The sequence below is a fragment of the Desulfovibrio sp. UIB00 genome (genome assembly GCF_022508225.1).
Taxonomy (GTDB): Bacteria; Desulfobacterota; Desulfovibrionia; order Desulfovibrionales; family Desulfovibrionaceae; genus Desulfovibrio.
Window position 1 is genome coordinate 18,728 of the sequence record NZ_JAETXJ010000005.1, and the last position, 11,889, is coordinate 30,616.

The 11,889-nt window shown below is 58.4% G+C and carries 8 protein-coding genes; 3 read left to right on the plus strand and 5 right to left on the minus strand.

All coding sequences use genetic code 11. The features are described 5' to 3' along the window. Positions 1-131: 131 nt before the first annotated feature. A complete protein-coding gene (locus tag JMF94_RS09325) occupies positions 132-1,676 on the plus strand; it encodes an outer membrane homotrimeric porin (RefSeq protein WP_240824838.1) in 1,545 nt (514 codons plus the stop codon). Between the two features lie 524 nt (positions 1,677-2,200). Here the strand turns inward: JMF94_RS09325 and hcp are convergent. From hcp to JMF94_RS09350, 5 genes are all read right to left on the minus strand, one after another. Continuing rightward, positions 2,201-3,826: a hydroxylamine reductase gene (gene hcp / locus JMF94_RS09330; RefSeq protein ID WP_240825010.1), complete on the minus strand. Its 1,626-nt coding sequence runs from the start codon at positions 3,824-3,826 to the stop codon at positions 2,201-2,203. 60 nt (positions 3,827-3,886) lie between these two features. After that, a complete protein-coding gene (locus JMF94_RS09335) occupies positions 3,887-4,240 on the minus strand; it encodes a cupin domain-containing protein (RefSeq protein ID WP_240824839.1) in 354 nt (117 codons plus the stop codon). Between the two features lie 164 nt (positions 4,241-4,404). Then, a complete protein-coding gene (locus tag JMF94_RS09340; RefSeq protein WP_240824840.1) occupies positions 4,405-5,094 on the minus strand; it encodes a Crp/Fnr family transcriptional regulator in 690 nt (229 codons plus the stop codon). A 139-nt stretch (positions 5,095-5,233) separates the two neighbouring features. Next, positions 5,234-7,030, minus strand: a complete 1,797-nt coding sequence (locus JMF94_RS09345; protein WP_240824841.1) for a polysaccharide biosynthesis/export family protein — start codon at positions 7,028-7,030, stop codon at positions 5,234-5,236. Between the two features lie 96 nt (positions 7,031-7,126). Next, the gene (locus JMF94_RS09350) at positions 7,127-7,513 is read right to left on the minus strand and encodes a DVU3141 family protein (protein ID WP_240824842.1); all 387 of its coding nucleotides are present in this window, start codon (positions 7,511-7,513) and stop codon (positions 7,127-7,129) included. Positions 7,514-7,821: 308 nt separating this feature from the next. On the opposite strand from JMF94_RS09350, the gene JMF94_RS09355 reads away from it, so the two are divergent. Next, the gene (locus JMF94_RS09355; protein ID WP_346770018.1) at positions 7,822-8,847 is read left to right on the plus strand and encodes a molybdopterin-binding protein; all 1,026 of its coding nucleotides are present in this window, start codon (positions 7,822-7,824) and stop codon (positions 8,845-8,847) included. A gap of 76 nt (positions 8,848-8,923) precedes the next feature. Continuing rightward, complete coding sequence (locus JMF94_RS09360; RefSeq protein WP_240824844.1) at positions 8,924-11,650, plus strand: molybdopterin-dependent aldehyde oxidoreductase; 2,727 nt, start codon at positions 8,924-8,926, stop codon at positions 11,648-11,650. Positions 11,651-11,889 lie beyond the last annotated feature (239 nt).

Below are 11,889 nucleotides of genomic sequence, written 5' to 3' on the forward strand. Positions count from 1 at the left end.
AAAATTTTTGCACGATAGGGCTTGCAAAGTGTTTAGCCCTTCCATATATTCACACCGAAGCGGGAAACCGCTCCATAGGCGTTTGTATGAAACCATAGTCCCAAGCGGGGCAAAAGAAAGGAAGGATAACCATGAAAAAGATCGCTACTCTTCTGTTGGCGGCCGGCCTTGTGTTCGGCGTTGCCACGGGCGCCAGCGCCATCGACTTCAAGGCCAAGGGCCAGTGGATCATGAGCTTTGACTACGGCCAGAACGGCAACTTCACCGGCGGTAACGGCCGCACTGGTTACAACGCGAACCAGGATGAGTTCGAATCCAGCCAGCGTGTGCGCCTGCAGTTGGACGCCGTGGCTTCTGAATCCCTGTCCGGCACCGTGTTCTTCGAAATTGGCCAGCAGTACTGGGGCACCAGCGACTCCGGTCGCGCTAACGGCAACAACGGCGGCGCTCTTGGCGCTGATGGCAACGGTGCCATCAAGGTCAAGAATGCCTACATTGACTGGCTCGTTCCCCAGACCGATCTGAAGGTCCGCATGGGCATTCAGGGCATGGCTCTGCCCAGCTTCACCACCAATGCCAGCTCCGTCCTCAATGATGACGTGGCCGGTATCACCGCTTCTTACCAGTTCAACGACAACGTTGGCGTGAGCGCCTTCTGGGCCCGTCTGTACAACGACAACTACACCAATGGCAACGACCACGGCGGCAACCATAACAACTATATGGACAACTTTGACGCCTTTGGTCTGTTGGTTCCCCTGACCTTTGACGGCGTGAAAGTGACCCCCTGGGCCATGTACGCCTCTGTTGGTCCCAACACCTTCCGTGACGGCAATGGTTCCTTTGACCGTTTGAATAGGACCGACTTTGATCAGGCTTCCCGTGGTAACGTGCGTGCTGGTATGGTGCCTGCTTACGGTGCCATGTATAAGAGCGGCGCCACCTACGGCAAGAAGCTGAACGAATACGGCAATGCCTTCTGGGCTGGCCTGACCGGCGAAGTGACCACGTTTGATCCCTTCCGCATCGCGTGGGATTTCAACTACGGTTCCGTGTCTTATGACGACGGCCACTTCAACCGCGCTGGCTGGTTGGGTTCTTTGCTGTTCGAATACAAGCTTGATTGGGCTACCCCCGGCTTGTATGGTTGGTACGCTTCTGGCGATGACGACAACCCGGCCAATGGTTCCGAGCGCATGCCCACCATCAGCGCCACGGGCAACAACGAATTCTCCAACTATGCTTTCAGCGGCAACCCCTATATTGCCCGTGAAAACACCCTCAGCTCTACCATGACTGGTACCTGGGGTATCGGTGCCCGCTTGAAGGACATGAGCTTCGTTGAAAACCTGAAGCACACGCTGCGCTTGAACGTTATTGGTGGCACCAATAACACCAAGATGGCCAGCTACATCGTCCGTCAGGGTGGCTCCCCCGTCAGCGCTGCTGCCGGCATGGATCCCCTGTACATGACCACCAACGATACCGCCATGGAAATTGGCCTGACCAACTCCTACAAGATGTATGACAACTTCACCATCATGCTGGATGCGGCCTACATCGCCACCTGGCTTGACCAGTCCCGCTCTGTGTGGGGCAACAGCCGCATGAACGGCCGTAGCGACCAGGAACGTGATCCCTGGAACGTTAACGTGAGCTTCGTGTACTCCTTCTAAGAGTACCTAGCCTTATGATTAAAAGGGGAGCCTTCGGGTTCCCCTTTTTTGTTGCCCTGCGTCCAACATGCGTCTGTAAGCCCGCAGTGCTAGTCATGCGGGCTGTCTGCCACTCTTTGAGTCTACCTTGATCTTCTCGCGGTATCCCCCTGCAAAGTGATGCGCTGCATTTTTTTGGTATGGCATTCTATGGATTATGGGTGCTTGCAGCTTGAATGGATGATACCGCTCTGGACATCGTGCAACTGTGCTCAGCATTATTAAACGCCGTGCTCCCGGTAATCCCCCCACCGCATTTCCTCTATTATTTGCACGCGAGCGGCATACGCCCTAACGTGAGGCATCCATGTTGCGTGTCATCATGCGGCGTCATCCCCGGTTGCTGCATTTGTTGAGGCACGATCACAGCCCCGGGGGCATCTGCCCCATCCGTATAATGCCAAAAAGGCGGCGCACCCATTACAAGTGCGCCGCCTTTTGTATGATGGGGCGGAGAGCAAGCTGCCGCCCCTTTGAACTGAGGATTACCCGAAGAAAGCCTTAAGGTCGTCCTGCGGGGTGCTGATGCCGCCGATGCCGAACTGTTCGACCAGCACCTTGGCCACGTTGGGCGAAAGGAAGGCAGGCAGCGTGGGTCCAAGGTGGATGTTCTTCACGCCAAGGGCGAGCAGGGCCAGCAGTACGATAACAGCCTTCTGCTCGTACCATGCAATGTTGTACACGATGGGCAGGTCGTTGATGTCGGCGAGGCCAAACACTTCCTTGAGCTTCAGGGCCACAACGGCCAGGGAGTAGGAGTCGTTGCACTGACCGGCGTCAAGCACGCGGGGGATGCCGCCGATATCGCCGAGGTCAAGCTTGTTGTAGCGGTATTTGGCGCAACCGGCAGTAAGGATGACGGTATCCTTGGGCAGGCCTTCGGCAAATTCGGTGTAGTAGGAGCGGCCCTTGGCGCGGCCATCGCAGCCAGCCATGACCACAAACTTCTTGATGGCGCCAGACTTCACAGCGTCAACGACCTTGTCGGCCAGGGCCAGCACCTGATTGTGCGCAAAGCCGCCCACAATCTCGCCGGTTTCAATTTCCGTGGGTGCGGGGCAGGTCTTGGCGTGGGCGATAATGGCCGAGAAGTCCTTGTGCTCGCCGATTTCACCGGGGATGTGCTTGCAGCCGGGGAAGCCCACAACACCTGTGGTGTACACGCGGTCTTTGTAGCTGTCCTTGGGCGGCACAAGGCAGTTGGTGGTCAGCAGGATGGGGCCGTTGAAGGTGTCAAATTCTTCCTTCTGCTTCCACCACGCATTACCGTAGTTGCCCTTGAAGTGGCTGAATTTTTTGAAAGCAGGGTAGTAGTGGGCGGGCAGCATTTCGGAGTGGGTGTAGACGTCCACGCCTGTGCCCTCGGTCTGCTCAAGCAGCATCTGCAGGTCGCGCAGATCGTGGCCGGAAATCAGGATGCCGGGGTTGGTGCCCACGCCAATGTTGACCTTGGTGATTTCTGGGTTGCCGTAGGTGCCGGTGTTGGCGGCATCCAGCAGGGCCATAACACTCACGCCCTTGTTGCCGGTTTCAAGGGTCAGCGCCACAAGATCGGCCACGGAAAGGCTGTCGTCCAGGGTCTTGGCCAGAGCTTCCTGAAGGAAGTTGTCCACTGCAGGATCATGCTTGCCCAGCACATCGGCATGCTTGGCATAGGCGGCCATACCCTTGAGGCCAAAGGTCACAAGCCAGCGCAGGGAGCGAACATCGTCGTCGCTGGTGGCAAGAACGCCCACAGTGGCAGCCTTGGCAAGCATGGCGGCCTTGTCGTCCGCTTCCCACAGGGCGGCGTCGGCCATGCCGTCGCGCGAGCCAAGCTCGGCCATCAGGGCTTTCTTGGCAGCACAGGTTTTGCGCACGCGCTCGGCGAGCATGTCGTCGTCAAAGTTGGCATTGGTGATGGTGCAGAAAAGGTTGCCCACAACCATTCGGTCGATTTCGTGGTTCACGGTCTTGCCCTGAGCGCGCAGCTTGGTGGCGACCTGCGCAAGGCCCTTGGTCACATATACCAGCACGTCCTGAAGGGCTGCTGTTTCGGGCTTTTTGCCGCATACGCCGATCTGGGTGCAGCCTTTGTTGCCCACGGTTTCCTGGCACTGATAGCAGAACATGGCGTTACTCATGAGATGTCTCCTGATACTCCGCAACGCGGAGGCTGGGGGGTGATCCGCCTACGCGGGGGTCTTGGGGGTAGGAAAAACAACGGTAAGCAGCATCTTGAAGCGCTCTTGCGCGTGTACAGAGTGCGGCTGGCCGGCGGGCATGATAATCACTTCGCCCGCCTGCACGGTATGTGACTGGCCACTGATGGTTACCTGCGCCGAGCCTTCGAGCACGAGAACCATGGCATCGCCCGTGGAGGTGTGGGCGCTGATTTCTTCGTTGGCGTCAAAGGCAAACAGGGTGATGCCCACAGAGGCGTTTTGGATAAGGGTCTTGCTGGCTATCTGGCCAGGCTGGCACTCGACCTGCGCGGCCAGGGGCAGCGCGGCGGCGAATTCAAGGTTCTTGAGAATACGGTCCATGAGGCCCTCCTTGTGTTGACGATTCCGTTCTATCAAGGCTGGGACAATGGTTCTGTAACAAATGTTACGGATGCTCAAGAAAATGAAAATATTTGGGGCGCTGGATAAAAAGAGGGAAAGTATGCAATAACCTGAAATTAATTATAAAAAAGAATAAATTTCAATCAGGCCGGGAAATATTCGCATAAAAAATTCAGTGAGGCTATGTCCGGTACGCGAATGCTTCTACCCTCCATTTGCAGAAGCCCCTCGTCGCGCATGGCGGCGAGCTCGCGTGAAAGTGAGGGGCGGGTTACACCCAGAAAATCAGCCATCTGTTCACGGTTCATTGCCAGTGAAACCATGCCGTCAGGGCGGCGGTGTTCCAGCAGCAGGGCTGCAAGTTTGCGCCGCAAACTGCCTGAAGAAAGCAGTGAAATGCGGCGTGTGAGAAAAAAAGCCTTGTGCGCAAAAATGCCGAGCATGTTACGAATCATGCGTGAATGGACGGAGCAGGCCTTTTCGCAGGTGGCGTAGAAAAACCGGGCGGGTATGCCCAGTACGCGTACAGGCGTTTCCGCCAGGACGCTGCAGCCATAGCTTGGGCGGCCCAAAAAAACATGCACCTCGCCAAACAGGTCGCCCGGGGCGTCAACGCGCGCCATGACTGCGCGTCTGCCTTCGGTTGATTCCCGGCACACGTTCACCGCACCTTCCAGCAGCACATACAGCCTTTCCGGCGGGTCGGATTCTGCAAAAATCAACGCGCCCTTGCCGTGCTGTTCTTCAAATGCGCCACTGCATGCAAGGCACAACCGCGCCTCCTGCCCGCTCATTCCAGAAAACAGGGGGGATGCTTCCAGGGCGCGTTCCATGTATTCCTCTTGTAGATTCTGCATACCTTGTACAACCATAACCCACATCACGTTTGTGACGCAACCGCACGTTTGCACTTTGCGCGCATGAAATAAAAAAAGGGGGCCAAAGCCCCCTTTTTGCCGAATTATATAAAACTTACAGCGATGGCATGCCCAGCAGCAACCGGGCGGAAACCACCACCTGCATGATAACCTGAGTGATGTCCTTGACTGCCTGCATGTTCTTGGATTCCACCTTGGGCAGTACCATCACCTGATCGCCGGGCAGAATATCATCGCCGTTCTGCGACACCGAGCCGTTCTGGTGCAGCACAAGGACCTTGTCGTGGTCTGCGCGGTTGGTGTAACCGCCAGCCCCCTTGATGTAGTCGTCCACATCCTTCTTTTTGCCCCACAGCATGGCCTGCGGCATCATAACCTCGCCGCTCACCAGCACCACGTCGCTCTTGGGCGGGATCACAATGATATCGCCGTCTTCCAGCGAGAGGTCGGCTTTGTCCGGCCCGCCATCAAGCACAACCACGCCTTCCGGTTCCACGCTCTTGGCCCGCTCCACAAATTTGGAGACCATCTCTGCCTCCTTGGCGCGGATGGCCGCTTCATCCGCGCTGGCAGAGGAAGCCGTAAGGGCTGTTTCTTCCAGCCTGCGCAGGGAATCCGCAATGGCTTTTTTCTGCCGGGCGGCAACGCTCTTGCGCTTGATGTACATGGCCTGAAGGTTGGCGCGACCAGGCTCAACGGCAATGAAGTTCTTCACTTCCTGCAGGCGGGCGCCGCGCCGAACGGGAAAACGCGAAGCCCCGCGCACTGCGCCCTGCACCTCAACCATCATGGTATTGCCGGGCGCATCTGCAATAAACTGCACCTGATCGCCGTCTTCAAGCATCAGGTTGCGCAGTTCCTTGAGCGGCAGATAGGTGCTGTAGGGCGCGCCGTTGCGTGTGCCGGAAAGGGCGATGTGCGAGGCGCTGTTCTGAGGTTCCGCCAGTTCAATCAGGGCCGTGCCCGTGGATTTGCCCTTGGGGAATTCAAATTTTGCAGAGGTGCGCACCGCGCCTATGGCCGTGATGGTGGGGCCTTTGTCGCCCACCACAAGCGTGTCGCCTTCCTGCACGCGCACAGCGGGCAACACGCCCTTGCGGGCAAAGGGGTAGAGGTCGAGGCTGGCAACAGCCTTGCCATCGCGCATGAGGCGGATGTCGCGATAACTGCCGCGCATGGGGTCAAGGCCCCCGGCTTTGTCCAGAAAGCTCAGCAAAGGGTCGCCGGGGGTGCCGGTATAACGTCCAGGCCTGGCAACGCCGCCTGTGACAAAAACAGCCACAGGCCGGGCATCCAGCGGTGCCGCGTAAATCTGCGCATCGGCGTGTCCGTTGGCGGCAAGTTTGCTGCGCAGGGCTTCGGTCAGCTTGTCGTAGCCAAGGCCCGCCACAGGTATGGCCCCCACTTCCGGTACGTCCAGATGTCCGTCGGCGGCCACAGTCAGGGTGCTGTCCACCTTGAGGTCGCCGCCCCACAGGCGCAGCACCACCCGGTCGCCAGGTGCGATGATGGAGGCATCCTTTGCGTCCTTGGCGGCGTCCTTGCTCTGCGAAAAATTGCCCTGAAACAGGTTGGCAGCGTAGGGCTGGGGCGCGTTTTCGGCCTTGACCGCAGTGGTCATGGCAAAAAAGATCATCAGAAAAGTAACAATAGTTCTGTGCGACATGGCAGTGTTGATGCAATGGATTCGGGCTTGCATGGCCCCCAGAGGTGGTTCCGCAAACAGGCTGTATGGCCCCAGGGTTCCGTGGTCAATATCCTCGTAACGCCTTGTATCTCCAGTGTCTGAAGGCGCTGAGACATGCTCAGTGCGTGTCGGTTCAACAGGGCTGCGAGGCTGCAACTGCAACAAGGAAAGCGCACGGGCGTGGTATTCGCCGTGCGCTTCCATAAATAATCACATTTGCCCGGTTTAGCCAGAGGCAATGCACCCTTGATCGTTTTTTGCCAAAGGGCATGCTGGCAATACGCCGGAGTCTCAGCCTCGCTACTGCGAAAGACCCTGGCCCCACACGCGGGGGGCCATGTTCCAGCGGCCTTTGTCGTCCTTGCAGATGACAATAACTTCCGCTTCACGCTGGCCTGAAAGCACGGTGCCGCGTTTGCAGTCTTCGCCCTTGGCCGAGGTGAAAAGCTCGTCCAGGCTCACTCGTACCCCCTTGCCAAAATCAGGGTCGTCAACAGTCGCGGTTTCTCCCACTGCGGAGACGATCATGAAGCCAGTGACAGGGCCGGGAGGCGTTTCCGGCTGGGCCGGGGACCCGCCGAAGCCGCACCCGCCGAGCAGCAGAGCCGTAAGAACCGCCAGACCGGAAAGGCCCAGGCGGCCTTTGCCGGGCAGAGCCATCGGCCAATGAGCTGAACGCATTTGCATGGCATTTCCTTTTAATGGCTGCCGTATTCTGGGCAAATACAGCGGCTTTTTTCCTTCCCTCTCGCAAAGAAACGCGCGGCTGTCAATGCCGCACGCGCTTGTGACCTTGGTTGAGTACTCGTTGGGGGGGGCAATAATCACGCTTTTTGCAAAAAACAGGAATTTATCTGTTGATACCATGGTAAGCCAGATGGTTAGCAAAAGCACAATTAATAAATAAGGAATTTTATTTTGCAATTTGTTGTAAGGGTGGTATTTTATGCACAATCTAGAAGTCAGCTTCGGGAGAGGTCATGTCCAAACTGGCAATGAAAACCATCCATGTGCATGACGCCGTGGGCAGTATTTTGTGTCACGACATCACCAGGATTATTCCTGGTGAAAGCAAGGGGCCTGTTTTTCGCAAAGGCCATGTTGTGCGGGAAGAAGACGTTGAGGTGCTGTTGCAGGTTGGCAAAGAGCATCTTTATGTTTTTGAATCCCTGCCCGGCATGGTTCACGAAAACGATGCCGCCGCGCGTGTTATTTCTGCCGTTTCCGGCGGCAACCTGACATGCACGGAGCCCAAGGAAGGGCGTATCGACCTCAAGGCCGCCTGTGACGGGCTGCTGCGTGTGGATGTGCCTGTTCTCAACCGTATAAACAGCCTTGGCGAAATTTCTGTCGCAACTATCCACTCCATGCAGCACGTGACGAAGGGGCGCTCGGTAGCGGGAGCCCGCGTGGTGCCGTTGATGATTGAGGATGAAAAATTGCGGCAGCTAGAATCTTTCGTCGATGGGCCGGTCGTTGAAGTTCTGCCTCTGCGTCGCGCCAGGGTTGGCGTGGTCACAACGGGCAGCGAAGTATTTTACGGGCGCATTCAGGATGCCTTTGGCCCTGTGCTGCGCAAAAAGTTTGCCGCTCTTGGCAGCACGGTGGTGGGGCAGACCCTCACCAGCGATGAAGTGCCCATGACTGCCGGAGCAATCAGGGATTTTCTCGAACAGGGCGCTGACTTTATTGTGGTAACAGGCGGAATGTCTGTTGACCCGGACGACCGCACGCCAACTGCCATCCGCGCTTCCGGAGCGGAGGTGGTCAGCTATGGCGCGCCTGTGTATCCGGGGGCCATGTTCCTTCTGGCCTATGCCCAGGGGGCGGCAGGACGGGTGCCCGTGTTGGGGCTGCCCGGATGCGTCATGTACCACAAGGCCAGCATTTTTGATCTCGTTGTGCCGCGCCTGCTGGCCGGCATTGAGGTAACGGCAGCTGATGTGGCGGCATTGGGGCACGGGGGCTTTTGCTCCCAGTGTGAAGAATGCCGCTATCCGATCTGTCCGTTCGGGAAATAGGAGGCGGAAATCTGACCCCGGGCGCGGATTTACCGCGCAGGCATATACCTTTGTTCATCATTAAAAGGAGTCGCGCATGGAAACAAAAACCCTTGTGATTAACGGCATTCCCCGGCGCTTGCTGGCTAACCCCGACGATATGCTTGTGGACGTGCTGCGCGATCAGTTGCAGCTCACCAGTGTCAAAGTTGGTTGCGGCAAGGGTCAGTGCGGTGCCTGCACGGTGATCCTTGACGGCAAAGTTGTACGCGCCTGCGTGGTCAAAATGAGCCGCGTGGCGGAAAACGCCGCCGTAACCACGCTGGAAGGCGTGGGTACCCCCGACCATCTGCATCCGCTCCAGCATTCCTGGATTTACCACGGCGCGGCCCAGTGCGGTTTCTGTACCCCCGGTTTCATCGTTTCGGCCAAGGCCCTGCTTGATTCCAATCCCAATCCCAGCCGTGAAGACGTGCGCGACTGGTTCCAGAAAAATCACAACGTCTGCCGCTGTACGGGCTACAAGCCCCTGGTGGACGCGGTCATGGACGCCGCCGCCCTCATGCGCGGTGATAAAACGCTGGACGACGTTACCTTCAAGATGCCTGCCGATGGCCGCATCTGGGGTTCCACCATGCCCCGTCCTTCTGCCGTCGCCAAGGTGACGGGCACTGCCGAATTCGGCGCGGACGCGGCGCACCGCCTGCCCGCCAACACCCTGCACCTCGCCATTGCCCAGGCCAAGGTATCTCATGCCAACATCAAGGGCATAGACACCTCTGAAGCCGAAAAAATGCCCGGCGTGTACAAGGTTCTGACCCACAAGGACGTGAAGGGCAGGAACCGCATCACCGGCCTGATCACCTTCCCCACCAACAAGGGCGATGGCTGGGAACGTCCTATCCTTAACGATACCAAAATCTTCCAATACGGCGATGCGCTGGCCATTGTCTGCGCTGACTCCGAATGCAACGCCCGCGCTGCGGCTGAAAAGGTCAAGTTTGACCTTGAGCTGCTGCCCGAATACATGAGCGCCCCCGAGGCCATGGCCCCGGACGCCATCGAAATCCACCCCGGCACCCCCAACATCTACTACGACCAGCTTGAGGAAAAAGGCGCGGATACCGCTCCCTTCTTCAATGATCCGGCAAACGTCATCGCGGAAGGCGATTACTACACCCAGCGCCAGCCCCACCTGCCAATCGAACCCGACGTGGGCTACGGCTATGTGAACGACAAGGGCCAGGTGGTTCTCCACTCCAAGTCCGTTGCCATTCATCTGCACGCGCTGATGATCGCCCCCGGCCTCGGCCTGGAATTCCCCAAGGATCTCGTGCTGGTGCAGAACACCACCGGCGGCACCTTTGGCTATAAGTTCAGCCCCACCATGGAAGCCCTTGTGGGCGTGGCCGTTATGGCTACCGGCCGTCCCTGCCACCTGCGTTACAACTACGAACAGCAGCAGAACTACACCGGCAAGCGTTCGCCCTTCTGGACGACCGTGCGCTTTGCCGCCAACAAGCAGGGCAAGATTCTTGCCATGGAAACGGACTGGAGCGTTGACCACGGCCCCTACTCCGAATTCGGCGATCTGCTCACCCTGCGCGGCGCGCAGTATATCGGCGCTGGTTACGGCATTGCCAACATTCGCGGCAAGGGCCGCACCGTTGCCACCAACCACTGCTGGGGTGCGGCTTTCCGCGGCTACGGCGCGCCGGAAACCGAATTCCCCTCCGAAGTGCTCATGGACGAACTGGCTGAAAAGCTGGGCATGGATCCCTTCGACATCCGCGAGCTGAACTGCTACCGCGAAGGCGATACCAACCCCTCCGGTCAGGTGCCTGAAGTCATGAGCCTGCCCGAAATGTTCCAGAAAATGCGCCCCTACTACGAAGAAGCCAAAAAGACCGTTAAGGCCAAGTCCACCGCCGAAGTCAAACGCGGCGTGGGTATTGCCCTTGGCGTGTATGGCGCGGGCCTTGACGGGCCGGACACCTCCGAAGCCTGGGCCGAACTGAACCCCGACGGCAGCGTCACTGTGGGCAACTCGTGGGAAGACCACGGCCAGGGCGCTGACTCCGGCACTCTGGGCACCGCCCATGAAGCGCTGCGTCCTCTGGGCATCAAGCCTGAAAACATCCATCTGGTCATGAACGACACCAGCAAGACCCCCAATTCCGGCCCTGCTGGCGGTTCGCGCTCCCAGGTTGTCACCGGCAACGCCACCCGCGTGGCCTGCGAAATGCTTATTGAAGGCATGCGCAAGCCCACCGGCGGCGGCTTCTTCACCTATGAGGAAATGAAGGCCGAAGGCCGCCCCGTGCACTATGACGGCAAGTGGTCTGCTCCGGCCAAGGACTGCGATGCCAAGGGCCAGGGCGAACCCTTTGCCTGCTACATGTACGGTCTGTTCCTTGCCGAAGTGGCCGTTGAGGTCGCAACCGGCAAGACCACGGTTGAAAAGCTTGTGTGCGTGGCTGACATCGGCACCCTGTGCAACAAGCTGGTGGTTGACGGTCAGATCTACGGCGGCTTGGCGCAGGGCGTTGGCCTTGCCCTGACCGAAGACTACGAAGACCTGAAGAAGCACAGCACCCTTGCTGGCGCGGGCGTGCCCACCATCAAGATGATTCCTGACGACATGGAAATCGTCTATGTGCAGACCCCCCGCAAGGCTGGCCCCTTCGGCGCTTCCGGCGTGGGCGAAATGCCCCTTACCGCGCCGCACCCTGCCATCATCAACGCCATCTACAATGCTTGCGGCGCGCGTGTGCGCCACTTGCCCGCCCGCCCCGAAAAGGTGTTGGCGGCCATGCCCAAGTAGCGTAAGATTGCGGTAAACATCTGGAGACACTGGGGAGAATCCTGATTGAAAAGGGGTTCTCCCCATATCCCAGCCCCATGTTTATTCGTCAGGTTTACCGCGCGCCGGGCCATGAGCGCCGTAACGGTGTGCAATGTTTTTGCAGCGGGGCTTTCGGGGGTATCTCTGAAAGCTCCGTTTGTATTTTCGGCGGCAACCTGCGCCGCCTGCCCCTTGCAGCAGCGCCTGTCTGCACCAAG

Coding starts and splice junctions, on each gene's coding strand:
- JMF94_RS09325 (WP_240824838.1), top strand. CDS start 132: ATGAAAAAGATCGCTACTCTTCTGTTGGCGGCCGGCCTTGTGTTCGGC.
- JMF94_RS09350 (WP_240824842.1), bottom strand. CDS start 7,513: ATGCAAATGCGTTCAGCTCATTGGCCGATGGCTCTGCCCGGCAAAGGC.
- JMF94_RS09345 (WP_240824841.1), bottom strand. CDS start 7,030: ATGGAAGCGCACGGCGAATACCACGCCCGTGCGCTTTCCTTGTTGCAG.
- hcp (WP_240825010.1), bottom strand. CDS start 3,826: ATGTTCTGCTATCAGTGCCAGGAAACCGTGGGCAACAAAGGCTGCACC.
- JMF94_RS09335 (WP_240824839.1), bottom strand. CDS start 4,240: ATGGACCGTATTCTCAAGAACCTTGAATTCGCCGCCGCGCTGCCCCTG.
- JMF94_RS09360 (WP_240824844.1), top strand. CDS start 8,924: ATGGAAACAAAAACCCTTGTGATTAACGGCATTCCCCGGCGCTTGCTG.
- JMF94_RS09340 (WP_240824840.1), bottom strand. CDS start 5,094: ATGGAACGCGCCCTGGAAGCATCCCCCCTGTTTTCTGGAATGAGCGGG.
- JMF94_RS09355 (WP_346770018.1), top strand. CDS start 7,822: ATGAAAACCATCCATGTGCATGACGCCGTGGGCAGTATTTTGTGTCAC.